The 25644-nt window shown below is 65.6% G+C and carries 28 protein-coding genes; 16 read left to right on the top strand and 12 right to left on the bottom strand.

What is annotated here, in order from left to right; genetic code table 11:
• Nucleotides 1–41: 41 nt before the first annotated feature.
• Complete coding sequence (locus tag QE444_RS22885; RefSeq protein ID WP_133861502.1) at nucleotides 42–413, top strand: gamma-butyrobetaine hydroxylase-like domain-containing protein; 372 nt, start codon at nucleotides 42–44, stop codon at nucleotides 411–413.
• A gap of 7 nt (nucleotides 414–420) precedes the next feature.
• On the opposite strand, the gene QE444_RS22890 is transcribed toward QE444_RS22885, so the two are convergent.
• Nucleotides 421–699, bottom strand: a complete 279-nt coding sequence (locus QE444_RS22890) for a polyhydroxyalkanoic acid system family protein (RefSeq protein ID WP_133861503.1) — start codon at nucleotides 697–699, stop codon at nucleotides 421–423.
• 151 nt (nucleotides 700–850) lie between these two features.
• On the opposite strand from QE444_RS22890, the gene ubiE reads away from it, so the two are divergent.
• The 9 genes from ubiE to QE444_RS22935 all read left to right on the top strand — a co-directional run bounded on the left by ubiE (nucleotide 851) and on the right by QE444_RS22935 (nucleotide 7073).
• Nucleotides 851–1621 (top strand): bifunctional demethylmenaquinone methyltransferase/2-methoxy-6-polyprenyl-1,4-benzoquinol methylase UbiE, encoded by a 771-nt coding sequence (ubiE, locus tag QE444_RS22895; RefSeq protein WP_285387706.1) that lies wholly within the window; start codon nucleotides 851–853, stop codon nucleotides 1619–1621.
• Complete coding sequence (locus QE444_RS22900) at nucleotides 1621–2256, top strand: SCP2 domain-containing protein (protein WP_285387702.1); 636 nt, start codon at nucleotides 1621–1623, stop codon at nucleotides 2254–2256. Before ubiE ends, QE444_RS22900 begins: the two co-directional genes overlap by 1 nt.
• Complete coding sequence (gene ubiB / locus QE444_RS22905) at nucleotides 2253–3851, top strand: ubiquinone biosynthesis regulatory protein kinase UbiB (protein WP_285387699.1); 1599 nt, start codon at nucleotides 2253–2255, stop codon at nucleotides 3849–3851. Before QE444_RS22900 ends, ubiB begins: the two co-directional genes overlap by 4 nt.
• 334 nt (nucleotides 3852–4185) lie before the next feature.
• The gene (hisI, locus tag QE444_RS22910) at nucleotides 4186–4587 is read left to right on the top strand and encodes a phosphoribosyl-AMP cyclohydrolase (protein ID WP_133861506.1); all 402 of its coding nucleotides are present in this window, start codon (nucleotides 4186–4188) and stop codon (nucleotides 4585–4587) included.
• Nucleotides 4580–4912 (top strand): phosphoribosyl-ATP diphosphatase, encoded by a 333-nt coding sequence (locus tag QE444_RS22915; protein ID WP_007161606.1) that lies wholly within the window; start codon nucleotides 4580–4582, stop codon nucleotides 4910–4912. The genes hisI and QE444_RS22915 overlap by 8 nt, the downstream gene beginning before the upstream one ends.
• Nucleotides 4913–4939: 27 nt before the next feature.
• A complete protein-coding gene (locus QE444_RS22920) occupies nucleotides 4940–5206 on the top strand; it encodes a twin-arginine translocase TatA/TatE family subunit (protein WP_059230854.1) in 267 nt (88 codons plus the stop codon).
• Nucleotides 5207–5215: 9 nt separating this feature from the next.
• The gene (gene tatB / locus QE444_RS22925; protein ID WP_208693831.1) at nucleotides 5216–5572 is read left to right on the top strand and encodes a Sec-independent protein translocase protein TatB; all 357 of its coding nucleotides are present in this window, start codon (nucleotides 5216–5218) and stop codon (nucleotides 5570–5572) included.
• The gene (gene tatC / locus QE444_RS22930; protein ID WP_187980386.1) at nucleotides 5569–6366 is read left to right on the top strand and encodes a twin-arginine translocase subunit TatC; all 798 of its coding nucleotides are present in this window, start codon (nucleotides 5569–5571) and stop codon (nucleotides 6364–6366) included. Before tatB ends, tatC begins: the two co-directional genes overlap by 4 nt.
• Nucleotides 6363–7073, top strand: coding sequence for a 16S rRNA (uracil(1498)-N(3))-methyltransferase (locus QE444_RS22935; protein ID WP_187980387.1), 711 nt, complete (start codon nucleotides 6363–6365; stop codon nucleotides 7071–7073). Before tatC ends, QE444_RS22935 begins: the two co-directional genes overlap by 4 nt.
• Nucleotides 7074–7143: 70 nt before the next feature.
• On the opposite strand, the gene mdoH is transcribed toward QE444_RS22935, so the two are convergent.
• The 4 genes from mdoH to pip all read right to left on the bottom strand — a co-directional run bounded on the left by mdoH (nucleotide 7144) and on the right by pip (nucleotide 12867).
• A complete protein-coding gene (gene mdoH / locus QE444_RS22940; protein WP_187980388.1) occupies nucleotides 7144–9741 on the bottom strand; it encodes a glucans biosynthesis glucosyltransferase MdoH in 2598 nt (865 codons plus the stop codon).
• Nucleotides 9734–11239, bottom strand: a complete 1506-nt coding sequence (locus QE444_RS22945) for a glucan biosynthesis protein G (RefSeq protein WP_273861917.1) — start codon at nucleotides 11237–11239, stop codon at nucleotides 9734–9736. The genes mdoH and QE444_RS22945 overlap by 8 nt, the downstream gene beginning before the upstream one ends.
• Before the next feature lie 228 nt (nucleotides 11240–11467).
• The gene (gene dtd / locus QE444_RS22950) at nucleotides 11468–11905 is read right to left on the bottom strand and encodes a D-aminoacyl-tRNA deacylase (protein ID WP_133861513.1); all 438 of its coding nucleotides are present in this window, start codon (nucleotides 11903–11905) and stop codon (nucleotides 11468–11470) included.
• Nucleotides 11902–12867, bottom strand: a complete 966-nt coding sequence (gene pip, locus QE444_RS22955) for a prolyl aminopeptidase (RefSeq protein ID WP_133861514.1) — start codon at nucleotides 12865–12867, stop codon at nucleotides 11902–11904. The genes dtd and pip overlap by 4 nt, the downstream gene beginning before the upstream one ends.
• 131 nt (nucleotides 12868–12998) lie before the next feature.
• Between pip and QE444_RS22960 the strand changes: the two genes are divergently transcribed.
• Nucleotides 12999–13802, top strand: coding sequence for a hypothetical protein (locus QE444_RS22960; protein ID WP_285387686.1), 804 nt, complete (start codon nucleotides 12999–13001; stop codon nucleotides 13800–13802).
• Nucleotides 13803–13819: 17 nt separating this feature from the next.
• Here QE444_RS22960 and QE444_RS22965 read toward each other — a convergent pair whose 3' ends face one another.
• From QE444_RS22965 to QE444_RS22995, 7 genes are all read right to left on the bottom strand, one after another.
• Nucleotides 13820–14314 (bottom strand): YbhB/YbcL family Raf kinase inhibitor-like protein, encoded by a 495-nt coding sequence (locus QE444_RS22965; protein ID WP_252977208.1) that lies wholly within the window; start codon nucleotides 14312–14314, stop codon nucleotides 13820–13822.
• Nucleotides 14315–14331: 17 nt separating this feature from the next.
• A complete protein-coding gene (locus tag QE444_RS22970) occupies nucleotides 14332–14895 on the bottom strand; it encodes a lipocalin family protein (RefSeq protein ID WP_133861517.1) in 564 nt (187 codons plus the stop codon).
• The gene (locus QE444_RS22975) at nucleotides 14892–15146 is read right to left on the bottom strand and encodes a hypothetical protein (protein WP_133861518.1); all 255 of its coding nucleotides are present in this window, start codon (nucleotides 15144–15146) and stop codon (nucleotides 14892–14894) included. The genes QE444_RS22970 and QE444_RS22975 overlap by 4 nt, the downstream gene beginning before the upstream one ends.
• 207 nt (nucleotides 15147–15353) lie before the next feature.
• Complete coding sequence (gene speA, locus QE444_RS22980; RefSeq protein ID WP_133861519.1) at nucleotides 15354–17267, bottom strand: arginine decarboxylase; 1914 nt, start codon at nucleotides 17265–17267, stop codon at nucleotides 15354–15356.
• A gap of 86 nt (nucleotides 17268–17353) precedes the next feature.
• Nucleotides 17354–17698 carry a translation initiation factor Sui1 gene (locus QE444_RS22985; RefSeq protein ID WP_285387828.1) on the bottom strand — a complete coding sequence of 115 codons (345 nt, stop codon included), beginning with the start codon at nucleotides 17696–17698 and terminating at the stop codon, nucleotides 17354–17356.
• 143 nt (nucleotides 17699–17841) lie between these two features.
• On the bottom strand, nucleotides 17842–18393 hold the full coding sequence (locus tag QE444_RS22990) for an NUDIX hydrolase (RefSeq protein WP_285387680.1): 552 nt from the start codon (nucleotides 18391–18393) through the stop codon (nucleotides 17842–17844).
• A complete protein-coding gene (locus QE444_RS22995; RefSeq protein ID WP_133861522.1) occupies nucleotides 18393–19409 on the bottom strand; it encodes a DUF2333 family protein in 1017 nt (338 codons plus the stop codon). The genes QE444_RS22990 and QE444_RS22995 overlap by 1 nt, the downstream gene beginning before the upstream one ends.
• A 268-nt stretch (nucleotides 19410–19677) precedes the next feature.
• Here QE444_RS22995 and QE444_RS23000 point away from each other — a divergent pair, with 268 nt between their 5' ends.
• The 5 genes from QE444_RS23000 to accC all read left to right on the top strand — a co-directional run bounded on the left by QE444_RS23000 (nucleotide 19678) and on the right by accC (nucleotide 25555).
• Nucleotides 19678–21291, top strand: coding sequence for a PleD family two-component system response regulator (locus QE444_RS23000; RefSeq protein WP_133861523.1), 1614 nt, complete (start codon nucleotides 19678–19680; stop codon nucleotides 21289–21291).
• A gap of 56 nt (nucleotides 21292–21347) precedes the next feature.
• A complete protein-coding gene (gene dsbD, locus QE444_RS23005; protein ID WP_285387676.1) occupies nucleotides 21348–23111 on the top strand; it encodes a protein-disulfide reductase DsbD in 1764 nt (587 codons plus the stop codon).
• A gap of 116 nt (nucleotides 23112–23227) precedes the next feature.
• Complete coding sequence (aroQ, locus tag QE444_RS23010; RefSeq protein WP_017641056.1) at nucleotides 23228–23674, top strand: type II 3-dehydroquinate dehydratase; 447 nt, start codon at nucleotides 23228–23230, stop codon at nucleotides 23672–23674.
• Nucleotides 23675–23727: 53 nt separating this feature from the next.
• Complete coding sequence (gene accB / locus QE444_RS23015) at nucleotides 23728–24192, top strand: acetyl-CoA carboxylase biotin carboxyl carrier protein (protein ID WP_187980397.1); 465 nt, start codon at nucleotides 23728–23730, stop codon at nucleotides 24190–24192.
• A 16-nt stretch (nucleotides 24193–24208) separates the two neighbouring features.
• Nucleotides 24209–25555 (top strand): acetyl-CoA carboxylase biotin carboxylase subunit, encoded by a 1347-nt coding sequence (gene accC, locus QE444_RS23020; RefSeq protein ID WP_187980398.1) that lies wholly within the window; start codon nucleotides 24209–24211, stop codon nucleotides 25553–25555.
• Nucleotides 25556–25644 lie beyond the last annotated feature (89 nt).

A 25644-nucleotide genomic window follows, 5' to 3' on the forward strand; every position in this document is an offset into this window, starting at 1 on the left:
GCCTCAGGCAAAGACTGCAAAACCGCTCAGAGAACCTCACCATGCGTACTCCCACCGCCATCCAGCTCCACAAGGCTTCCAAGACCCTCAGCGTCAGCTATGGCGCGGAAACCTTCGAGCTGCCCGCCGAATTCCTGCGGGTGCACTCGCCTTCGGCCGAGGTCCAGGGACACGGCAATCCGGTATTGCAGTGGGGCAAGCAGCAGGTCGGCATCAGCGCCGTCGAACCGGCGGGGCGCTACGCCATCAAGCTGACCTTCGATGACGGCCACGACAGTGGTCTGTTCAGCTGGGACTATCTCTATGAACTGGGCAGTCGCCGCGACGAACTCTGGGCCGACTACCTGGAACAGCTGGCCCGCGCCGGCAAGACGCGGGACCCACACGTCAGCGCGGTCAAGCTGATGCTCTAGCCCTGGCTCAGGCCGCCAGGGCCTTGTCCAGCTTGCGCTCGATCTCTTTCTCGATCTGGCCACTGAGCATCGAGAACATCATGCCCAGGGTCGCCAGCACCCGCACCCGGTCTTCACCGACCTCGATCCGTCCATCCACGCCGCTGCGCGTGAATGTCAGGGTATCGCCTTCCCAGGCGCAGGCCACCCCATAGTCACGCGTGAGTTTTTCGGCCAGTTGATCGGCCTTCTGGCGAACGCCTTCCAAGCCAAGCGAATGGCTGCGTTCGATGGTGATCTGGGACATCGGGGAACTCCGGATAAGGGGCCCTGACTATAGCGAGGGCCCGCCACGTCGCCAATCGCGAGAACCGAGCGGTCAGCCCCGGTTTTAGCCGGGCATGCCGGGCGATCGGCCTGCTAGAATGCCCTCTTGTCCCTGTCCCAGGTGTAGCCCCATGAGCGATCCGCGCAAAGGCCCCGAGGCCGAATCCCAGACCCACTTCGGCTACCAGAGCGTTCCGGAGAGCCAGAAGGCTTACAAGGTCGCGGAGGTCTTCCATTCGGTGGCGGCCAAGTACGATGTGATGAACGACCTGATGTCGGCGGGCATCCACCGGCTGTGGAAGAGATTCACCATCGAGCTGTCCGGCGTGCGCCGCGGCAACCGCGTGCTGGACATCGCTGGCGGCACCGGCGACCTGACCAAGCAGTTCGCCCGTCTGGTCGGCCCCACCGGCGAGGTGGTCCTGGCCGACATCAACGATTCCATGCTCCGGGTCGGCCGCGACCGCCTGCTCGACGAAGGCGTCGCCAGCAATGTGCGCTTCGTCCAGGCGGATGCCGAGAAGCTGCCCTTCCCCGATAACCATTTCGACTGCATCACCATCGCCTTCGGCCTGCGCAACGTCACCCACAAGGACCAGGCCCTGGCCTCGATGCTGCGCGTGCTCAAGCCGGGTGGCCGGCTGCTGGTGCTGGAGTTCTCCAAGCCCACCAATCCGCTGGTGTCCAAGGCCTATGACGCCTACTCCTTCGGCTTCCTGCCCCTGATGGGCAAGCTGGTGGCCGGTGACGCCGAAAGCTATCGCTACCTGGCCGAATCCATCCGCATGCACCCCGATCAGCAGACCCTCAAGGCCATAATGGAAGAGACCGGTTTCGCCCGGGTCACCTTCCACAACATGACCGGCGGCGTGGTCGCCCTGCATCGCGGCATCAAGCCCTGATGGCCCTCGTCACCCAGGCATTGCTGGCCGCGCTGGAGCGTGGCCTGAATCCACTACTGGCGCTCGACCCCGTGGCCTTGCCGCGGCTGGCCGGCCTGACCGGCCGGGTGATCGCGGTGCAGACCCGGCAACCGGAGCTGCGCCTGTACGTCCTGCCCGCGGGTGACGGCCTGCATTTCGCCGCCCATCACGAAGGCGATATCGACTGCACCCTGAGTGCCCCGGCGACACGTCTGGCCGAACTGGCCCTGGCCCGTGACAAGCAGCGGGTGCTGCACCAGCCGGACGTGCGTCTGGAAGGCGACAGCACCCTGCTGATCGAGCTGGCCGACATCCTGCAGAAGCTGGAGCTGGACTGGCAGCACGAGGTCAGTCGCTGGCTCGGCCCGCTGCCGGCGGCGCTGCTGGGCGATCTGGCCCGGCGCGGCCAGGCGCTCGGTGAACAGAGCCGTGACAGCCTGCAACTGACGCTGTCCAACTGGCTGAACGAGGAGAGCCGCCAGCTGGTGGGTCGTCTCGAAGGTGAGGCCCGCTTCGCCGAGATCGATGCCCTGCGCCTGGACGTGGATCGTCTCGACGCCCGTCTCGCCCGCCTGGGCACCGCCCGCAACACCAGGGATAACCCCGACGAATGAAGCTGTTCGCTGCCCTCAACCGCCTGTTGCGGATCTTCTTCGTGGTCATCCGCTATCGGCTTGACGACATCGTCTATGCCCTGCCGCTGCCCTGGTACCTGCGTGCCACCCGCTACGTGCTGCCCTGGCGCTGGTTGCCACGTCCGAGCAAGACCCTGCCGCGCGGCGCCCGTCTGCGCCTGGCGCTGGAAGGTCTGGGACCGGTGTTCGTCAAATTCGGGCAGATCCTTTCCACCCGGCGCGACCTCATGCCGGAGGATATCGCCGACGAACTGATGTTCCTGCAGGACAAGGTCCCGCCCTTTCCGCCGGAAAAGGCCGTGGCGCTCATCGAGTCCCAGCTCGGCGTACCCATCAAGCAGGCCTTCGCCCGCTTCGATCACCAGCCGCTGGCCTCGGCCTCGGTGGCCCAGGTCCATGCCGCCCAGCTGCGGACTGGCGAAGAGGTGGTGGTCAAGGTGGTGCGCCCGGGGCTTAAGAACATCATCAGCCAGGACATCGCCTGGCTGTTCCTGCTGGCGCGCCTGGCCGAACGGCTGTCCGCCGAAGCCCGCCGCCTGCACCCGATGGACGTGGTCAGCGACTACGAGAAGACCATCTACGACGAGCTGGACCTTTTGCGCGAAGCGGCCAACTCCAGCCAGCTCAGACGCAATTTCGACGGCTCCGAGCGCCTCTATGTGCCCCAGGTGTACTGGGACTGGTGCCGCGAGCGGGTGCTGGTCATGGAGCGCATCTACGGCATCCCGGTAACCGACCTGGCCGCCCTGCGCGACCAGGGCACCGACTTCAAGCTGCTGGCCGAGCGAGGGGTGGAGATCTTCTTCACCCAGGTCTTCCGCGACAGCTTCTTCCACGCCGACATGCACCCGGGCAACATCTTCGTCAGCACCGCCAAGCCCTGGGATCCGCTCTACATCGCGGTGGACTGCGGCATCATCGGCAGCCTGACCCCCGAGGACCAGGACTATCTGGCGCGCAACCTCTGGGCCTTCTTCCAGCGCGACTACCGCAAGGTCGCGCAGTTGCACATCGACTCCGGCTGGGTACCGGCCAACACCCAGGTCAACGAACTGGAAGCGGCCATCCGCACCGTCTGCGAACCCATCTTCGAGAAGCCGCTCAAGGACATTTCCTTCGGCCAGCTGCTGTTGCGGCTGTTCCAGGTGGCGCGCCGCTTCAACATGGAGATCCAGCCGCAACTGGTGCTCCTGCAGAAGACCCTGCTCAACATCGAAGGCCTGGGCCGCCAGCTCTATCCGGACCTGGATCTCTGGTCCACCGCCAAGCCCTACCTGGAAAAGTGGATGCGCAAGCGGCTGAGTCCGCCGCAGGTCGCCCGCAATATCCAGCAGCAACTGGAGCAGATCCCCCATCTGGCGCAGATGGCGCGCGATACCCTGGAACGCATCACCCAGCCGCATCGCAAGGATCCGCCCAATCCCTGGGGCAGACGCAACGACGACTGGATCGTGCGGGTGGTCGGCGCGGTCCTGCTGGTGGGTGCGGCACAACTGGGTCTCGAACCCCAGCCCTACGCCTGGCCGGCCTGGGCCATGCTGGTCGGCGGCCTGGTTCTGGTGATCAGGCGCTGAACTCCTTAAGCTGTAACCGTCCTGTCATTTTTATCGGGCGAAATACACGCCCTCAGCCACTGGTGCCCTGCCGCTGTATTCGAGTTGCGTCTTGTGCGAGGCTAGGGCCTGTCTGAAAAGTCACCGAGCGAAGGTCAGGCAAGGCGCAACGACCAACGGGAGTAACAGCCAAGGGCTGGCCCGAAGGGTGAGCGCCAGCGAATCAAATCCGTGAGGAAGCGGAGTTTACGAACGGTAAATGAGCATTCCGAACGGATTTTTAACGCCACATGACCGAGCGCAGGCAATTTTCGGACAGAGCCCAGTACCCTAATTCGTAGTATTGAACAGACTCATGAGCGACTGGTTAGACGAGATCCACTGGAACAGCGACGGCTTGGTACCGGCTATCGCCCAGGACCCCACCTCGGGGCGCATCCTGATGATGGCCTGGATGAACCGCGAATCCCTGGCCCTGACCGCCGCCGAAGGCCGTGCGGTCTACTGGTCGCGCTCGCGCAACCGCCTGTGGCGCAAGGGCGAGGAGTCCGGTCACGTACAGCGCGTCATCGAACTGCGCCTGGATTGCGACGCCGACGTGGTGGTGCTGCAGGTGGAGCAACTTGGCGGCATCGCCTGCCACACCGGTCGGGAGAGCTGCTTCTATCGCGTGCTGCGCGATGGCGAGTGGACGACCGTCGACCCGGTGGTCAAGGATCCCCAAGCCATCTATGCCGGAGGGCACGGCCATGACTGACACCCTGGCGCGTCTGGCGCAGGTACTGGAAGAACGCAAGCAGGCCGCCCCGGATTCCTCCTATGTGGCCAGCCTCTATCACAAGGGCCTGAACAAGATCCTGGAAAAGGTCGGCGAAGAAAGCGTCGAGACCATTCTCGCGGCGAAAGACGCCGCCATCAGCCAGCAGTACGACGACGTCATCTACGAGACCGCCGACCTCTGGTTCCACAGCCTGATCATGCTCTCGGCCCTCGGCCAGCATCCCCAGGCCGTGCTGGACGAACTGGATCGTCGTTTCGGCCTCTCCGGGCACGCCGAAAAGGCCGCCCGCACTCAATCCTGACCCCAAGCTTCGCAACGAGGAAAGACCATGGGTATCTTCGACTGGAAACACTGGATCGTCATCCTGCTCGTCGTGGTGATCGTCTTTGGCACCAAACGCTTGAAGCATCTGGGCTCCGACGTGGGCGAGGCCATCAAGGGCTTTCGCAAGGCCATGCACACCGACGAGGACGACAAGGCCGAACAGCCGACGCCTACCACCAGCACGGCCAACCCGAATGCTCCCCTGAATCGCCCCCAGACCTTCGACGCCGAGCACCGCAAGGTCGAAGAGCCGGTGGTACGCAAGGACTAAGGCCCCGCCATGTTCGGAATCAGCTTTCCCGAAATGATGCTGGTGGGGTTCGTCGCCCTGCTGGTGCTGGGCCCGGAACGCCTGCCGGGTGCCGCACGCACCGCGGGGCTGTGGATCGGTCGCCTGAGGCGCAGCTTCAACAGCATCCGCCAGGAAGTGGAGCGCGAGATCGGCGCTGACGAAATTCGCCAGCAATTGCGCAACGAGCATATCCTGTCCATGGAACAGCGCGACAACCGGCCCAAGCCTGCCGCTTCCACGCCGGAGGTCCAGACACCGCCCGCCGCCGCTGCTCCGCCCATGCCCCAGGACGTGGTTGCCGAACGCCCGCAGGATCCGCCCCAGACGCCGCCAAGAGCACCATGAGCGACAAGCCCTCCGAACACGATGACCAGGAAATGCCCCTGGTCTCGCACCTCACCGAATTGCGCACCCGTATCCTCAGATGCGTGCTGGCGACCTTTCTGATCTTCCTCGGCCTGTTCTACTTCGCCCAGAAGATCTATGCCTTCGCTTCCGAGCCGATCCGCCGCGTCCTTCCCGAAGGCGCGACCATGATCTCCACGGACGTCACCTCGCCGTTCCTCGCACCCTTCAAGCTGACCCTGGTGGTGTCGCTGTTCATCGCCATGCCGGTGATCCTGCACCAGGTCTGGGGCTTCATCGCGCCGGGTCTTTATCGTCACGAGAAGAAGGTCGCCATCCCGCTGTTGATCTCCAGCATCGTGCTGTTCTACACCGGCATGGCCTTCGCCTACTTCCTGGTGTTCCCGATCATCTTCCACTTCTTCAGCAGCATCACGCCGGAAGGCGCTGTGATGATGCCGGATCTGAATGCCTACCTGGACTTCATCCTGACGCTGTTCTTCGCCTTTGGCGTGGCCTTCGAGATTCCGGTGGCCACCGTGCTGCTGATCTGGATCGGCGTGGTCGACGTCGCCTACCTGAAGAAGATCCGCCCCTACGTCATCATCGGCTGCTTCGTGGTCGGCATGATCCTGACCCCGCCGGATGTCTTCTCCCAGACCATGCTGGCCGTGCCCATGTGGCTGCTGTTCGAGATCGGCCTGCTGTTCGGTCGCTTCGTGCAGAAGCGCGAGCGCCCGCTCAGCGACGAAGATGCCAGTCCCGACGTCCAGCCGCCCGCCGAACGCCCGTGAATCTGATCCTGCTCGAGGCGGCCGACTTCACGGCCGCTGACCGGGTCGTGCTGCGCGATCCGCGCCGTCTCGCCCATCTGCGCGAGGTCCACCAGGCGGCCGCCGGCGACCGGATGCGCGTTGGCCTGCTGAACGGCCTGATGGGTACCGGCCACATCGAATCCCTCGATGCCGGCCAGGCCTGCCTGATCGTCACCCTCGATCAGCCGCCGCCGGCCAAGCTGCCGCTCACCCTGCTGCTGGCCCTGCCCCGCCCCAAGATGCTGCGCCGGGTGTTGCAGACCGTATCCGCCATGGGCGTCGCGCGACTGGTACTGCTCAACAGCTATCGCGTGGAAAAGAGCTTCTGGCAGACGCCGTTCCTAGCGCCCGAGGCCATCGAGGAGCAACTGCGTCTCGGGCTGGAGCAGGCCCGGGACACTGTGCTGCCGGAGGTTTTGATCGAAAAGAGATTCAAGCCCTTCGTCGAGGATCGCCTGCCCGCACTCGCCGCCGGCACCCGTGGCCTGGTCGGGCATCCGGGCAGCTATCCCGCCTGCCCTCGTGCCCTCGAAGAGCCCGTGACGCTGGCGATCGGGCCCGAGGGTGGCTGGATACCCTACGAGGTCGAGAAGCTGCAGGAAGCGGGCCTGGCGCCCGTGCAGCTCGGTGAACGCATCCTGCGCGTCGAGAACGCGGTACCCGCCCTCCTCGCCCGTCTGTTCTAGCCGGATCACGTACAAGAAAAAGCCCCGGTGTCCTGCGACACCGGGGCTTTTTCGTGGGCGGAGCGCCTCCTCAGGAGGCGGGCCGCGGGATCATGCTGGCCGGACTGGCTGGGGCATCCGCAGCGGAATCGCTGTGGGAGCGTGGCCGCAGGGTGGCATAGGCTTCTCGCCAATTGCGGTGCTCTTCGGCCTTCCAGACCTGCAGGTGCAGTTGCGCCATGCCGTCCGGATCGCTGAGCAGACGCCACTGGTCGTCGCCCTTGGTCTTCTCGGGACCGGCGGCCAGGACCCGCGCCACCCGCTCTTCGCGCAGCCGACGGGCCGGCTCCACCACCTTGCCATGGCGACCGCGGGCCATGCCGATGGCCAGGGCATTGAGCACCGGATCGACAGTGGCGCGCAGGAAGCCCTTGGTCAGGGCGTTGCGGTTGTTCAGGTGCAGGTACTCGTCGGTCGCCACCAGTTCGCGCGGCGGTGCGTACTCTTCCGGGATCAGGAACAGATGATGACGACGACTGCCCAGCCCTAGGTTGGTCCGACTGGAGATCACCGACACCGGCGCCGACAGGATCAGCGACACCACGATGGGCGACAGCCACCAGAGGAAGCGCGGGTCCAGCCAGGCCACGCCGGCGGTCCAGATCAGGCCGAGCAGCATCTGCGAACCATGGCGGCGGAAGGCTTCGCTCCAGGGCGTGTCGTTGTCGTCCCGCTGGGGCGAATTCCACTGCACCGACCAGCCGAGGAAGGCGGCCGTCACGAACACCGTGTGGAAGAGCATCCGTACCGGTGCCAGCAGCACCGAGAAGAGCATCTCCAGCATCATGGAGAGGAACAGCCGCAACCCACCGCCGAATTCCTTCGCGCCCTTGGCGATGATCAGCACCACGCTGAGCAGCTTGGGCAGGAACAGTAGGATCAGGGTGGTGGAGAACAGGGCTATGGCCTGCTCCGGATGCCACTGGGGCCAGACCGGAAACAGCTGGCGAGGCTGGAAGAAGTACTGGGGCTCCAGCAACTTGTGGATCGCCAGCAGCGCCGTGGACAGCACCAGGAAGAGGAACCACAGCGGCGCCGACAGATAGGACATCACCCCGGTGAGGAACACCGCACGGTGCACCGGGTGCATGCCCTTGACCAGGAACAGCCGGAAGTTCATCAGGTTGCCATGGCACCAGCGGCGGTCACGCTTGAGTTCGTCCAGCAGGTTGGGCGGCAGTTCTTCGTAGCTACCCGGGAGGTCGTAGGCGATCCACACGCCCCAGCCGGAGCGCCGCATCAGGGCGGCTTCGACGAAGTCGTGGGAGAGAATCGCACCGGCGAACGAACCCGTGCCCGGCAGCGGAGCCAGGGCGCAATGGTCGATGAACGGCTTGACCCGGATGATGGCGTTGTGGCCCCAGTAGTGGGATTCACCGAGTTGCCAGAAGTGCAGACCGGCGGTGAACAGCGGTCCGTACACCCGGGTGGCGAACTGCTGCAGACGCGCGTACAGGGTATCCATGCCGGACGCCTTGGGCGCGGTCTGGATGATGCCGGCACGGGGATTGGCTTCCATCAGCCGGACCAGGCTGGACAGGCATTCGCCACTCATCACGCTGTCGGCGTCGAGCACTACCATGTACTTGTACTGGCTGCCCCAGCGACGGCAGAAGTCGTCGATGTTGCCGCTCTTGCGCTTCACCCGACGGCGGCGGCGGCGATAGAAGATGTGTCCGAAGCCGCCGACCTCGCGGCACAGCTCCAGCCAGGCCTTCTCTTCGGCCACGCATTTGTCGGGGTCGTTGCTGTCGCTGAGGATGAAGAAATCGAAGTGCTCCAGCTCGCCGCTGGCGCGGACCGACTCGTAGGTCGCGCGCAGACCGGCAAAGACCCGCGGCACGTCTTCGTTGGCGATGGGCATCACCAGGGCGGTACGCGACTGGGGATCGATCGGCTCGGTGCCGGTGGAGCTGGCCGAGATGCTGTACTTGTCACGTCCGCTGAGCAGTTGCCAGAAGCCCATCAGGGCGGTCCAGAAACCGGCGGAGACCCAGCAGAACAGCAGGGCGAAGAGCAACAGGATGCTGGTCTGCACCACATAGGGCAGCACCTGGCGGATGGACTCGCCCCAGCCCTGGCGGTAGACCTCGCTGAGATCGACCAGCGCCCAGCCCTGATAGGGCAGCACGGCCTTCATGTACCAGGTGGCGATACCGGTCTGCACCAGCATCAGGATGAGCAGGATGAAGCGCCGGAAGGAACCCACCTTGCGCCAGTGCGCATGGGCATCGGCTTCGGGATCGGGCTGCCAGCGACTGTGGTCCTTGCGGCCGAGCAGACGCTTCCAGCTCCGCGCCACGGGATTGGTGCGCCAGGGATCGGGCACCATCATGGAGCGGGTCATGGGCGGGGTGGCCTTGATGAAGACACGCCCCTGGGCATCACTGCCCAGCAGCTCGCCGTCGTCCAGCGTCTCGTCCCAACCGGCGGCCAGACGCGCCTCGGTGGAGGCGATCACCGCGTCGGCGCCCTGGGCGCCCTCGCCGCGGGCACCGGCCAGTTGCCGATGCAGCGACTCGACATCGGTCGTCTGGTCCAGCGCCTGCCGCTGCCCGGTGGGCAACGGCAGGTGTTCGAGGTAGTCGCCAGTGGCGGCGACCGAGGTATCGCGGGTGGTGTTATTCATTGGCAGGTAGCTGGTAAGTCCAGGTTTCGCTGAGCGGTTTGTCACCCTGGGCGAGGTTGGCGCGCATTTCCACCGGCTTGGTCTGATCCTTGACCTTGAGTCTCAAGGTCAGACGATAGCCCTTGGTAACCGGGTTGTAGCGCACAGAGTTCTCGACCAGCTCACCGTTGGCGTCCAGGCTGACCTGGGAGCCGACCTGCGAATCCTCGGGCAGATCGTCGAGATTCGGCCCTTCGAAATCGATGATGTAGGCCAGGCTGCCATCGGTCTGACGGACCAGGTTGGACTGCCGCACATCGCCGGTGGACAGGCGCGTCTGAGCGACCCAGGCCAGGTCCTTGGTGTGCAGGTTGGGTTCGTCGGTGGTGAAGTGCAGGCGATAGCTGACATCGATCGGCTGGCCCTTCTCCGGCAGGGTGTCCGGCGTCCAGAAGGCCACGATGTTGTCGTTGGTCTCGTCCGGGGTGGGGATTTCCACCAGTTCGACATGACCCTTGCCCCAGTCGCCCTTGGGCTCGACCCAGCCACTGGGACGCTTGTCGTAGCGCTCGTCCAGGTCCTGGTACTTGTAGAACTCGTGACCGCGCTGCAGCAGACCGAAACCGCGCGGATTCTCGATGGTGTAGGTGCTGACCGAGAGCCGACGCGGGTTGTTCAGCGGACGCCACAGCCACTCGCCGTTGCCGGCGTGGATCGCCAGGCCATTGGAGTCGTGCAGGGCCGGACGATAGTTGACCTGGGCGCTCGGCTGGTTGGGACCGAACAGGTACATGCTGGTCAGCGGCGCGATGCCGAGCTTGTTGACGTTGTCGCGCAGGAACACCTTGGCTTCGACGTCGACGGTGCTGTCCTTGCCAGGCGTCAGCACGAAGCGATAGGCACCGGTGGCCCGCGGCGAATCGAGCAGTGCATAGATCACCAGGTTGCGACGATCCGACTGGGGTTGTTCGACCCAGAACTCGGTGAAGCGCGGGAACTCCTCGCCGGACGGCAGGGCGGTGTCGATGGCCAGACCACGGGCGGACAGGCCATAGACCTGGTTCTTGCCGATCACGCGGAAATAGCTGGCGCCGAGCATGGTCATCAGCTCGTCATGCTTGTCCGCCTTGTTCAGCGGATAGAGCACCTTGAATCCGGCGAAGCCGAGATCCTTGAGCTGGGCCTGATCGATCTGCAGATTGCCGAAGTTGAACATCGAGGGATCGTATTTGATCTCTTCGACGTTGTTGGCGGTGACCTCGTTGATCTTCACCGGCACGCTGTAGTGCATGCCCTCGTGATAGAAATTCAGCCGGAAGGGCGTCTTGGCGTCCTTCCAGTAGGCCTTGTCCTGATTGAAGGTGATCTGCTGATAGTCGGCATACTTCATGCCGCTGAAGGATGCGGGCAGGTTGCTCTTGGGCGCGACGAACTTCTGGCCGGAGAGCTCTTTGGCCTTGGCGGCCACGTCGTCCAGGCTGAAGGCCAGGGCCTGGGCACTGAACAGGCCCAGTGCGATGGAGAGCCCGACAAGGGCGAAGCCCTGCTTGCCCGGCTTAACTTTGGAATGAGATAACACGCAGCCTCCTAAATCAGCGTACGAATACGTTTGGCGACGGGTAGTCGCGAAACGGATAGGCAGTGGTCCGACTCCCTCGGGGGTCAATGATTCCCCAGTTGGACGACCGTTCAAACTCGAACTGCGCAATCATAGACACTTGGCAGGGCGCTGTAAGGGGCGCCCTCACTAAATCGACAATAAAAATGTCACCGGTCCGTCGTTGACCAGGGAAACCTGCATGTCCGCACCGAAACGCCCGGTCTGGACCTCGGGCTGGAGATCACGGGCGAGGCCCACCAGGTGACCGAACAGCCGTTCGCCCTGGGCCGGAGGCGCGGCGGTGGAAAAGCTCGGCCGCCGCCCGCTGCGGGTATCGGCAGCGAGGGTGAACTGGGAGACCAGCAGCAGACCGCCGCCGACATCCTGCAGGGACAGATTCATGCGCTGTTCGCCGTCGGCGAATACCCGGTATTCCAGCAGCCGCTTGAGCATCCGAGCACAGGCCGCTTCGTCATCCGCGGGTTCGATGCCGACAAAGACCAGCAGCCCCGGGCCTATGGCGCCGACCGTCTCTCCCTCCACCTCGACGCTGGCGCGGATGACCCTTTGCAGCAGCGCCTTCACTCGGCCTCCTGGGGCAGATCGAGCAGTTCACGGGCGATCTGGTCGGTCGCCCGCACCAGGGCGTCGCAGATACCGGGCTCGCTGGCCGCATGACCGGCGTCGCGGATGATCTGCAATTCGCTGCCTGGCCAGGCGTGGTGCAGGGCCCAGGCATTGTCCAGGGGGCAGACCATGTCGTAGCGGCCGTGCACGATTACCGCCGGGATATGGGCGATCCTGGGCATGTCGCGCAAGAGCTGGTCGGGTTCGAGAAAGGCAGCGTTGATGAAGTAGTGGCACTCGATACGGGCAATGGCCAGGGCATGCTCGCTGAATTTCTCCAGCACGTCGGGATTGGGCCTCAGGGTGACCGTACGGCCCTCCCAGCAGGACCAGGCGCGGGCGGCGGACATCTGCGCCAGTTCATCCGGGCCGGTCAGGCGGCGATAGTAGGCCTGAATGAGATTGCCGCGTTCTTCCTCAGCGATGGGATGCAGATAGTCCTGCCAGAAATCGGGAAAGAGTCGGCTCGCGCCCTCCTGGTAGAACCAGTGCAGATCCACCGGGCGACAGAGAAAGATGCCGCGCAGGACCATGGCCTTGACCCGCTCGGGATGGCGCTGGGCATAGGCCAGGGCCAGGGTGGAGCCCCAGGAGCCGCCGAACAGTACCCACTGCTCGATGCCCAGGTGCTCGCGCAGGCGCTCGATGTCCTCGACCAGGTGCCAGGTGGTGTTGTTCTCCAGGCTGGCATAGGGGGTGGAGCGACCACAGCCGCGCTGATCGAAGGTGACAATGCGATAGAGATTGGGATCGAAGAAGCGCCGGCTCAGGCGATCGCATCCGGAGCCGGGTCCGCCATGGATGAACAGCACCGGCAGACCATCCGGCGAGCCACTTTCGTCGGCATAGAGCACATGGGGGGCTTCGACGGCCAGCTCGTGGCGGGCGTAAGGCTTGATTTCCGGGTACAGATTCAGCATGTCGCGCTCCGCGGGGCAGGGTCGGCCCCTTCATCATAGACCTGCACCTTACCGGGTTTCCACGCTGCCCGGGCTTGCCTCGCGTCCAGCGGCGCCCGCACCATCGACAGCCCGTCACCAAGGAGATCGCCATGCCCCATGCCAAGCTGCACTTGCTGCTGATCGATCCGCAAAACGATTTCTGCGACCTGCCGGGGGCAGCCCTGCCGGTGCCCGGCGCAGTGGCAGGGCTGCAGCGTGTCGCCGCCCTGATCGAACGCCTGGGTGCCCGACTCACCGCGGTCCGGGTGACCCTGGATTCCCACCAGCCGCTGCACATCGCCCACCCGCACGGCTGGCAGGATGCCCGGGGCGGGGCTCCGGCGCCCTTTACCCAGATCAGCGCGGACGACGTGGCCAGCGGTCGCTGGCAGACCCGCGATCCGGCCGAGCACACCCGTGCGCTGGCCTATGTGCAGGCCCTGGAGGCCGGGGGTCGCTATCGCCTGGTGATCTGGCCGGAGCACTGCCTGGTGGGTGGCTGGGGCCATGGCGTACAACAGGATGTGCACCAGGCGCTCAATGGCTGGGGACGGCAGCAGGGACGCCTGGTGGAATTCATCGCCAAGGGCGGCAATCCCCACACCGAACATTATTCGGCCCTGCGCGCCGAGGTCCTGGATCTGGCGGACCCGGGCACTGCAGTGGACGCCGGACTGATCGCCCGGTTGCAGTCCGCCGACACCCTGCTGGTGGCGGGCGAGGCGCTGTCACACTGCGTGGCCAGTACCCTGCGCGATCTGCTGGAATACTGGCCGCGGGAGCGGCGCCAGGACCTGGTGCTGCTCACCGACTGCAGTCATTCGGTGCCGGGCTTCGAAGCCCAGGGCGAGGCGTTCCTGGCCGAGATGCGTGCGGCAGGCATCCGCCTGGCGATCTCGACGGACGAGTTCTAGCCCGTCCGCCCGCTGCCTCACTTGATCTCGTAGAGACCGGTGTAGGTGGCCGAAGCCAGCTGGTTGAGGTGGATCATGAAGCGGCCGACCGCATTGGTGGCGTCCGCTGGCACCGGCAGCTGATCGACCTTGAGCGCATGCAACTGGAAGATATAGCGGTGCGGCTTGTCGCCCTTGGGCGGCGCCGCGCCACCAAAGCCACGGGTGCCGTAGTCGTTGATCAGCTGCAGCGCACCTGCGGGCAGGCCCGAACCATCGGCGCGACCGGCGTCTTCCGCCAGACCCCGGGTGCCGACCGGGATGTTGACCACCACCCAGTGCCAGAAACCGCTACCGGTAGGGGCATCGGGATCGTAAACGGTCAGCGCGAGGCTCTTGGTATCGGCGGGTAGATCGGCCCACTGCAAGGCGGGCGAGATGTTCTCTCCGTGGGCGCCGAAATCGGCCACGTCGAATTCGTGGCGCTTGGGCATGAAGGCGTTATCGGAAAAGGCGTCGGTCCAGAGTTTCACGGGGGTGCTCCTGAGGCCTAGGGCATGTGGGCGTCGGTCTCGCGCCAGACCAGACGATTGAGGTTGTAGCCTTTCTCGCGGGCGATACGCAGCAGCTTCTCGCTCTGCGCCGAGGAAATCTCGGGCTTGCGCGCCAGCAACCAGAGGTACTTGCGATCAGGGCTGCCGACCAGGGCGGTCTTGTAGTCGTCATCGACATAGAGGATCCAGTAGGGTCCCTTGGCCACATTGGGCAGCACGCCACTGAACCAGGTGTCGAAACGCACTTCCAGTCGATCGGTCACGCCCGGCTTGATCGGGGTGGCGGTACCCGTGGCTTCCTGGACCTTGCCGTCCAGGGTGCGGCAGCGATTGAACACGGCCACCGAGCCATCGGCCATGACGTGATAGTTGGCGTCGGACTGGGCGCACTTGCGCTGGAAGAACATCGGCAGCCGCGCGACCTCGTACCATTGGCCCTGGTAACGCTGCAGATCGACATTGCCCGCGGTGAGCGGCGGGACCTCGCGCGGACCGCTGGCGCAGGCCGCGAGCAGTCCGGCGGCGCCCGCCAGCAGTAGAATCTTGGTAGAGGTTTTCATCGCAGACCCTGCCCGGCGAACATCGCCACCTTGTCGTTGAGATACTGCACGCTGATGAAGGAGCCGCGATCGCCCCAGGTACAGGTGGTGACGCCCAGGGCGCCCGCGCATTCCGTGGGTGCACCCAGGACCTGCTCCACCTCGGCCTTGGTCTGGCCGGCCTTGAGCCGGGAATAGTTTTCCTGATTGACCTTGCCGCAGCCAGCCAGCAGCAGACCGCCCACCAACAACAGCGCCATGCGCCCCTTCATAACTGCCTCCTCTCATCCTGACGGCAAGGCTATAGAGCCCGCCCCGCCGCCAGGGTTCGCTTCGTCAGAAGCTGTTCACGATCTCGCGAGCTAGAGCCAAGCAAGACGGAAATGCCGGAGAAAGCGGAATTTACAGATAGTAAATGAGCATTTCGAAGGCATTTTCAACGCCGCTTGGCCGACGCGCAGCAGATCGTGAGCGGCTTCTTAGCTGGCGAGATAGGAGGAACGGGTCAGACCCAGGCGCATGGCGTCGAGGAACTGGGTGCGTTCGCGCGCGGTGAGGCGCGCGCTGGCGACCTTGTCGCGGTAGTAGGTCATCAGTTCCTCGGGCGAGAGGTGCACGTACCTGAGCATGTCCTCGATGGTGTCGTGGGTCTCGATGCCGCCGTGGCGCACGCTGCCGTCGGCGTCCTGGTAGACGTTCACCGAGTCGGTGTCACCGAACAGGTTGTGCATGTCGCCGAGGATCTCCTGATAGGCGCCCACCAGGAACACCGCCAGCAGATAGTCCTCGCCTTCGCGCACCTCGTGCACCGGCAGGCTGGTCTCGATGCTCTGCTCGTCGACGTACTGCTTGATCTTGCCGTCCGAGTCGCAGGTCAGATCCTGCAGCACGGCACGGCGCACCGGCTCCTCGTCCAGGCGGGTCAGAGGCACGATGGGCAGGATCTGGTCGATGGCCCAGGTATCGGGCAGGCTCTGGAACACCGAGAAGTTGCAGATGTACTTGTCGGCCAGCTTGTCGTTGAGCTCGTCGAGCACCTGGCGATGGGAGCGCTGGCGTGCCTTGAGCTGGTTGTAGAGGCGGCGGCAGATGGCGAAGTAGCACTGCTCGGCCAGCGCCTTGTCGCTCAGGCTCAGGGTGCCGGAGGCGTACTGGGCGGCGGCTTCGCTGACGTACTGGGTGGCGCGCCAGTAGGTCTCGGTGACCATCTCCGGATCGGTGTCGCCCAGCAGCTCGGCCAGCCACTGCACCACCTCGGCCTTGCCTTCGAAGCGCTCGCTGGCCGGCACGCTGTCGTTGTGGCGCTCGACGTCGGTGACCTGCATCACCAGCATGGCGTGGTGCGCGGTCATGGCGCGGCCACTTTCCGAGAAGATGTTGGGATGCGGCAATTCCTGCTGGTCGCAGAATTCCTTGAGCATGCCGACCACGGTACCGGCGTAGTCGTCCATGTCGTAGTTGATCGAGCTGGCATTGCGCGAATGGGTGCCGTCGTAGTCCACGCCCAGACCGCCACCGACGTCGATGTGATCCAGTGGCAGGCCCAGGGCGCGCAGCTCGGCATAGTAGCGGATGGCTTCGCGGAAACCCTGGCGATAGTCGGCCAGGTTGGCGATCTGCGAACCCATGTGGAAATGCAGCAGGCGCACGCCCTGCTCCAGGCCGGCGGCGCGGAAGCGCTCGATCACCGACAGCAACTGAGCCGCGGAGAGACCGAATTTGGACTTCTCGCCACCGGTGTCGGCCCATTTGCTCGACGCCAGGGACGACAGCCGCACCCGCAGGCCGACCTGGGGCGTGACCTTGAGCTCGGCCGCCTCCTCGATCACCAGCGGGACCTCGGACTCCTTCTCGATGACGATGAAGACACTGTGGCCCAGTTTCTGGCCCATCAGCGCCAGGCGAATGAATTCGCGGTCCTTGTAGCCGTTGCAGACGATGGTGCCGCCCTTGGGCGCCAGCGCCAGCACCGCCATCAGCTCCGGCTTGGAACCGGCTTCCAGACCGATGGAGACGTCGCGGGTGGCGATGATGTTTTCCACCACCGCTTCCTGCTGGTTGACCTTGATCGGATAGAGGGCGGTGTAGCGGCCCTGGTAGTCGAGGCGCTCGATGTTGCGATCGAAGGCACCGGTCAGGTGGCGCACCTGGCCCTGGAGAATGTCGGGGAAACGCACCAGCAGCGGCAGCGACAGACCCGCTTCGCGCAGCTGGCCGACCAGCACATGGAGGTCGATCGGCTGGCCGTCCGGGCCATGGGGGCGGACTTCGACGTTGCCGGCATCGCTGATGGCGAAGTAGCCGGCACCCCAGTGGCGAATACCATAGACGCTGCGGCTGTCCGCCACGGTCCACTGGCTGCCGTCATCTTTGCGCGTGCGTCGTGGGGACATTCGCGGGAATCTCCTGTAGGGAATCTTGCTTTGGATGGACCGCCGCCAGGGGCGGTAAGTTGTACGCGGAGGTTGGAAGGCCTGGCCTAGCCGCCCGACCGCCTGGTCTTGAAGCCGCGTTTTTCGAGTTCGCCGAGCAGCAGGTCGACATGGTCGCCCTGGATCTCGATGACGCCATCCTTGAGCGCCCCGCCGGTGCCGCAGCGGCGCTTGAGCGCGCTGGCCAGGTCCTTGAGTGCGTCCTCGTCCAGGGGGACGCCGCTGACCGTGGTCACCGTCTTGCCGCCACGGCCCTTGGTCTCGCGCCGGACCCGGGCGATGCCGTCGCCGGTCGGGACCGGTGTCTGGGGTTCTTCCGGGCGAATGCGGCCGACGTCGGTGGAGTACACCAGCCGGCTGAGATCCGCCAGCGACGAGGTTTTCTTGCTCAGGGGACGGTCCTCCCAGTCTGGTTCAGACGCCGGGCGCCTGGAGGAAACCTTGGATACAGCGCCAGCCGGCACGGGCCGCGCTGGTCCGGGGCCGCGCAATGTAGCAGCATCGCCCACGGATGCTAAGGCGCGAATGCGAGAAATTAAGGCAGGGATGCGACATCTGCCCGGCTGATGACCAGGCGCAGGGCCTCCAGCGAATCCGGGCAATAGGGCTGCTGACGAGCCTCGGCGAGAATCGCCGCCGGAGCCAGGAAGCGGGCCTCCAGTACCTCTTCCGGCTGCAGCCGCAGCGGGCCGTTCCAGTGGGCGCTGAACACGCCGCCCCAGAGGCGATTGCCCGGCTCCTCGAAATAGAAGGTGCCGTGCTCGCGCAGGGGGACGCCGCTGACCCCCAGTTCCTCGGCCAGCTCCCGGGCCGCCGACTGCGCATAGCTCTCGCCCGGCGCCACCATGCCGCCGGCGGCCACGTCCCAGTAGCCCGGGTAGAGCGCCTTGCTCAGGGTGCGCCGGTGCACGCAGAGTTCGCCGCGGTCATTGAACAGCAGGATGAAGGTGCAGCGACCGATCAGGCCGCGGGCACGCAATTCCGCCCGTGGCACCTCACCCTGGGTGCGATCGTCGCGATCGACCCAGACCACCAGCTCCCGGTCGGAGGCGGCGCGATGCGCCGCTTCGCGAGCGTCCGGCGTCATCAGCCCTGTTCCAGCAACTGGCGCAGGTCGATGATCGCGGCGTTGGCGCGGGAGATGTAGTTGGCGATCACCAGCGAATGGTTGGCCAGGATGCCGAAGCCGCTGCCGTTGAGGATCATCGGACTCCAGACCGGCTGCTGGGCCGCTTCCAGTTCGCGGATGATCTCGCGCACGTTCACCGTGGCGTTCTTCTTGGCCAGGGTGTCGGCGAAGTCCACCTCGATGGCGCGCAGGATGTGCGACAGCGCCCAGGCCTGACCGCGGGCCTCGTAGAAGACGTTGTCGATCTGCAGCCAGGGCGTCTCGACGCGCTGCTCGTGCACTTCCGGCACCTGGCCGGCGGGAATGTCCTGGTTCGGCCGTACCTCGGCGTCCAGGCGTACCCGGCCGACGCTGGCGGACAGCCGCTGGGACAGCGAACCCAGGCGGGTCTCGACGTCACCCAGCCAGTTGCGCAGGTTGTCCGAGCGCGAATAGAAGTAGGCGGTGGGCTGGCCCTGGGCATTCTGGCCACCCAGGCGCGCCAGGTAGCGATCCAGGGAAGCGATGCCGGCGCGGTATTCCGACTCCGACGAGGGCATGGCCCAGCTGTGGTTGTCGAAGTTGAAGCGCGGCTCGGCCTGGGCCAGGTCGACGTCCTCGGTGGACTGCGACTGGGAACGGGCGAAGTCCTTGCGCAGGGCGCGCGCCAGATCGCGGGTCTGCACCAGCACGCCGTATTCCCAGGACGGCATGTCGTCGAGCCAGAGGCCCGGCGGGAAGATGTCGTTGGAGAGATAGCCGCCCGGCTTGTCCAGCAGGGTGCCGGCCACCTGCTTGAGGGTCTCGACCGTGGTGTAGCCGAGCACCAGCTTGCGGCCACTGGCCGTGGCCGCCTCCTGGGCATGCTGCTGCACCGGGAAGAAATCCGGTTCGCGACTCCAGTACCAGCCTATCGCCAGGGTGACCAGCAGGTAGAGTGCGATCAGCACTGCCACCAGCCGGAGCCATCCCGACCTCAAGTTCCACTCCCGCATGGGCAATTCCTTGCAATGATTTTAAAGATGTTGGCGCTTGGACCCCCGCCGGCGACGCCGGTTGCGCCGCCATCGCCGGCAGTGCGGGCACGACGCATCTGGACAGCCGCTTTCGAGACTAGGGTAACAGGCGACGGACGCTACTCCAGAAGCGACCGACAGTGTCCATGCGAGCGGCATAGCCGCCGCTAACCAGGGTACCGCCTCTCCCCTGCCAGCCAGCAATTGGTAGCATAGGGCCACCACCTCAAGAATGACGGAACAATTCGTGAGCGAACCAGATGATCCGAGCCGGGACCGCCTCAAGCTGCACTTCGCGCAACGGGTCATCCACCAGTCGCGCCAGGTACTGGAGATCTGGCAACGGCTGCAGCGAGACGAGTGGACGGCCGGCAGCCTGGTCGAGCTGACCGACGCCAACGCGCGCCTGCTGCAATATGCCAAGCGCTTCGAGCAGCAGGGCCATGCCGAACTCGCCGAGGCCATCGGTGCCTCCCTGGCCCAGGTCACCGCCAATCGCGGTCGCCTCAACAGCCAGGCCATCACCGAACTCAGCCAGGCCATGCAGAGCCTGTCGCGCACCGGGCTGCGCCAGGGCGACCAGCTGGAGACCACCAGCCTGCCGCCGCTGCGCAAGCCGATCTACATCGCCCTGCTCGACAGCGAGCGCGCCGAGCGGCTGGCGCAGCAGATGGAATACTTCGGCGTCACCATCCAGATCATCCATGGCGCCGACGACTTCCGCGCGATGATGGACAACCGTCACCCGGCGGTCATCGTCATGGACGTGGACTTCGGCGGCGCGGGCGCCGGCATCCAGCTGGCGCTGGAAGCCCAGAGCGGTCTGGAGCGCAAGCTGCCGGTGCTGTTCTACAGCCACCAGGAAGCCGACACTCCCTTCCGTCTGGCCGCGGTGCGCGCCGGCGGTCAGGAGTTCTACACCGGCACCCTGGATTCGGCGCGGCTACTGGAAAAGATCGAGACCCTCACCCGCACCGTCTACTACGACCCGATCCGCGCCTTGGTGGTGGACGACTCCCGCGCCCAGGCCATGGCCACGGAAATGGCGCTCAACAGCGCCGGGATCGTCACCCGCACCCTGATGCAGCCCGGCGCGGTGATGGCGCACCTGGCCGAATTCGTGCCCGACCTGATCATCCTCGACATGTACATGCCCGAGTGCACCGGCACCGAGCTGGCCAAGGTCATCCGTCAGCACGAACGCTATGTCAGCGTGCCCATCATCTATCTGTCGGCCGAGGACGACCTCGACAAGCAGCTGGATGCCATGAGCGAGGGCGGCGACGACTTCCTCACCAAGCCGATCAAGCCGCGCCACCTGATCGCCACGGTGCGCACCCGCGCCGCACGGGCGCGCAGCCTGCAGGCGCGCATCGTCCAGGACAGCCTCACCGGCCTGTACAACCACACCCACACCTTGCAGCTGCTGGAAGACGCCTGCTTCCGCGCGCGGCGCAGCCAGCGGCCGATCACTTTCGCCATGCTGGACATCGACCACTTCAAGCAGGTCAACGACCACTACGGCCACCCCATGGGCGATCGGGTGATCAAGAGCCTGGCGCTGTTCCTCAAGCAGCGCCTGCGCAAGTCCGACCATATCGGCCGCTATGGCGGCGAGGAATTCGCCATCGTGCTGCCCGATACCGACCTGGCCACCGCCACTCGCCTGATCGACGAGATCCGCCAGCGCTTTGCCGAGATCCACTATCCGGCGCCGCCCAAGGAACTCAGCTGCACCTTCAGTGCCGGCGTGGCGCAACTGCAGCCCGGACAGGAGATGCCCACGCTGGCCAAGCAGGCGGACGAAGCCCTCTATGCCGCCAAGCATGCGGGACGCAATTGCGTGCGCCAGTACGTCTAGCCAGACCAACCGGATGCCTCTGCTATGATCGGCCGCTGCCGATCGCCGAGAAGCCCATGCGTGTCCTGCTGTTCCTGCTCACCCTGCTGCTGACCCTGCCCGCCGCCGCCGGCCTGTTCGATGCGCCGCGCCCGACGGCCGCATTGGGCCTGGACGGTCAGCGTCCCAGTCAGCAATTCCTGCCGGTGGACCAGGCCTTTCGCCTGGAGCAGCGTCGCGACGCCGAGGGCCGCCCCCAGGTGCGCTTCATCATCGCCGAGGGTTATTACCTCTATCGACAGCGCTTTGCCTTCGACGCCGACGCCGGCCTGCTGACCGCGCCGGTGGCCCTGCCACCTGGCGAGCCCAAGCACGACGAATGGTTCGGCGACGTCCAGGTCTATCACGCCGGCGTCGACATCCCCCTGCCCCTCGCGCCCGACCGCGGCGGCCGGATCCAGGTGACCTACCAGGGCTGCGCCGATCGCGGCCTCTGCTATCCGCCGGAAACCCGCACCCTGACTATCGCCGGCCCCGCGGCCGCCTCCGCGGCGAGCCCGGCGGTCGCCGCCCCGCCCCCTGACCAGGTGGGGTGGAACAGAATCCTGCTGGCCTTCCTCGCCGGCCTGGGACTGACCTTCACCCCCTGCGTCCTGCCGATGCTGCCCATCGTCTCGGCGGTGGTCCTGGCCGGCAAGGCGCGCCCGGGCCGTGGCCTGCTGCTGGCGCTGGCCTACGTGGTGCCCATGGCGCTGAGCTTCGCCGCCCTGGGCGCACTCATGGGCGTCTTTGGCGCCAGTCTCAACCTGCAGGCGCAATTGCAGTCGGCCTGGGTACTGATTCCCTTCGCCGCGCTGTTCGCGCTGTTCGCCCTGGCGATGTTCGGCCTCTTCGAACTGCGCCTGCCGGCGGCCCTGCGCGAGCGCCTGGAACAGCTCGCCAGCGGTACCCGTGGCGGCTCCCTGGGCGGCGCGGCCACCCTCGGCGTGCTCTCCAGCCTGATCGTCTCGCCCTGCGTCTCGGCGCCCCTGGCGGGCCTCCTGCTCTATATCAGCAGCACCGCCGACTGGCTCGGCGGCGGCCTGGCACTGTTCGCCCTGGGCCTGGGCATGGGCGCCCCGCTGATCCTCATCGCCGCCGGCGGCGGCGCCCTGCTGCCACGCAGCGGCGCCTGGCTGGTGGGCATGCGCAATGCGTTCGGCGTACTGCTGCTGGCGGTAGCCCTGTGGCTGCTTGAACGACTCCTTCCGGGCCCCCTGGCGCTGGCGGCCTGGGGCCTGCTGGCCGCCGGGGTCGGGCTGTTCCTCGGCGCCCTGGAATTCGTCCCCAAGCCGCCCTGCCAGCGCCTGTCACAACTGGCGGGCCTGGCCCTGGTGGTCTATGGCGCGGCCGCCGGCATCGGCGCCCTGCGCGGCGCCAGCGACCCCCTGCGGCCGCTGGGCGACGCCGCGGCACCCGCCGTGGCTGCCCGCGCAGAGGTCATGCGCAGCCTGAGCGATCCCGCCGCCCTGGCGAGCAGCCTCGGCAGCGGGCGACCCCTGCTGGTGGACGTCTATGCCGACTGGTGCATCAGCTGCAAGCTGATCGAGCGCGAGGTCTTCGGCAATCCCGAGATCCAGGCGCAATTGCGCGACTTCACGCTGATCCGTTTCGATATGACGCAAAGCACCCGGGAACAGCGCCAGTGGCTGGAGCAGCACGGCCTGTTCGGCCCGCCGGCGATCCTGTTCTACGATGCCAGCGGCCGGGAGCAGGCCAAGGCGCGCATCGTCGGCGAAATCGATGCCACGGGCTTTCTCGCCCGACTCGACGAAGCAAAAAGGCTTATCACCAGCGATTAAAAGAATTTCGCCCAACGTGCGGGCATTTCCGGCAAACGTCTAGCGACTGGACAGTCACCTCCGGTTGCGGCATAGTCCGCGGCCAATCTGGTTGCGAAATTGCGAGGCAAGTGGCTATGGCGCATCTGCTGGTACTGCACGGGCCCAACCTGAATCTGCTGGGTACCCGCGAGCCGGGCGTCTACGGTGCCACCACCCTGGCCCAGATCAACGCCGACCTCGAAGCCCGCGCCACCGCGGCGGGGCATCGTCTGCAGTCGCTGCAGAGCAACGCCGAACACCTGCTGATCGAACGCATCCACGCCGCGCGCGACGAAGGGGTGGATTTCATCCTGATTAATCCGGCTGCCTTCACCCATACCAGTGTCGCCCTACGTGACGCCTTGCTCGCGGTGAGCATCCCATTCATCGAAGTGCACCTGTCGAACGTGCACAAGCGCGAAGCCTTCCGCCACCACTCCTATTTTTCCGATGTGGCGGTCGGTGTCATCTGCGGGCTCGGCGCCAGTGGCTATCGCCTGGCGCTGGAAGCCGCCTGCGAACAGCTCGCCGCACGCGGCTGAGCGCGACCCAATATCCAGAACATCACCTGAACCCGAGGGGAGAGCCAACGCCAATGGACATCCGTAAAGTCAAGAAACTGATCGAGTTGCTGGAAGAGTCCGGTATCGACGAGCTGGAAATCCGCGAAGGCGAAGAGTCCGTCCGCATCAGCCGCAACACCGGCCGCAACCAGGGCATGCAGACCGTCTACGCCGCCGCTCCCGCGCCGGTCGCCGCGCCGGCCCCGGCTGCCGCTCCGGCCGCTGCTGCGCCGGCTACCGAAGCCGCCGCTCCGCAACTGACCGGTAACGTGGCTCGCTCGCCCATGGTCGGCACCTTCTACCGCGCGTCCTCGCCCACCACTCCGGCCTTCGTCGAAGTCGGCCAGCAGGTGAAGAAAGGCGACATCCTGTGCATCGTCGAAGCCATGAAGATGATGAACCACATCGAAGCCGAAGCCAGCGGCACCATCGGCCAGGTGCTGGTCGAGAACGGTCAGCCTGTCGAATTCGACCAGCCGCTGTTCACCATTGTCTAAGCCCGTGGAGCCCACGATGCTGGAAAAAGTCCTGATCGCCAACCGCGGGGAAATTGCCCTGCGCGTGGTGCGTGCCTGCAAGGAGCTGGGCATCAAGACGGTGGCGGTTCATTCCACCGCCGACCGCGAACTGATGCATCTGTCCCTCGCCGACGAATCGGTGTGCATCGGCCCGGCCCCCTCGCCCCTGTCCTACCTGAACATCCCGGCCATCATCAGTGCCGCGGAAGTCACCGGCGCCACCGCCATCCACCCCGGCTACGGCTTTCTCGCCGAGAACGCCGACTTCGCCGAGCAGGTGGAGCAGTCCGGATTCGCCTTCGTCGGCCCCACCGCCGACGTGATTCGCCTGATGGGCGACAAGGTGTCCGCCAAGAACGCCATGAAGCAGGCCGGCGTGCCCACCGTACCGGGTTCCGACGGCGCCCTGCCGGATGACGAGGCCGAGTGCCTGCGCATCGGCCGCGAAGTCGGCTATCCGGTGATCATCAAGGCCGCCGGTGGCGGTGGTGGTCGCGGCATGCGCGTGGTCGAGGACGAGGCCGAGCTGATCAAGTCGATCAAGCTGACCCAAACCGAAGCCGGCGCCGCCTTTGGCAATTCCATGGTCTACATGGAGAAGTTCCTCGGCAATCCGCGTCACGTGGAAGTCCAGGTGCTCTCCGATGGCCAGGGCAATGCCGTGCATCTCTACGACCGCGATTGCTCGCTGCAGCGCCGGCACCAGAAGGTCATCGAGGAGGCACCTGCGCCCCAGATCGACGAGAAGGCCCGCGAAGAGGTCCTGGCGCGCTGCGTCAAGGCCTGCATCGACATCGGCTACCGGGGCGCCGGCACCTTCGAGTTCCTCTACGAAGACGGCCGCTTCTACTTCATCGAGATGAACACCCGCGTGCAGGTGGAGCATCCGGTGACCGAGATGATCACTGGCGTCGACATCGTCAAGGAGATGCTCAGCATCGCCGCTGGCAACCCGCTGTCGATCAAACAGGAAGACATCAAGATCACCGGTCACGCCATCGAGTGCCGGATCAACGCCGAAGACCCCAAGACCTTCATGCCCTCCCCGGGCCTGGTCAAGCACTACCATGCACCGGGCGGCAACGGCGTACGGGTGGATTCGCACCTGTACAGCGGCTACAAGGTTCCGCCGAACTACGATTCGCTGATCGCCAAGCTGATCACCTGGGGCAAGACCCGCGAAGAGGCCATGGCCCGGATGCGCAACGCCCTGGACGAGCTGATCGTCGACGGCATCAAGACCAACGCTGATCTGCATCGGATGCTAACCCGCGACCAGGCCTTCGGCCAAGGCGCGGTGAACATCCACTATCTGGAGAAGAAGCTCGGCATGCGCCACTAAGGACGTGACGGCTGCGCGTCGGCCAGGCTGCGTTGGAAATCGCCTGGATCGCCAGCCCGGCCTGGGCGGCCTCGTCGGAATGCCCATTT

The sequence above is a fragment of the Pseudomonas sp. SORGH_AS_0199 genome, from assembly GCF_031453735.1.
GTDB classification, from domain to species: Bacteria; Pseudomonadota; Gammaproteobacteria; order Pseudomonadales; family Pseudomonadaceae; genus Chryseomonas; species Chryseomonas aestiva.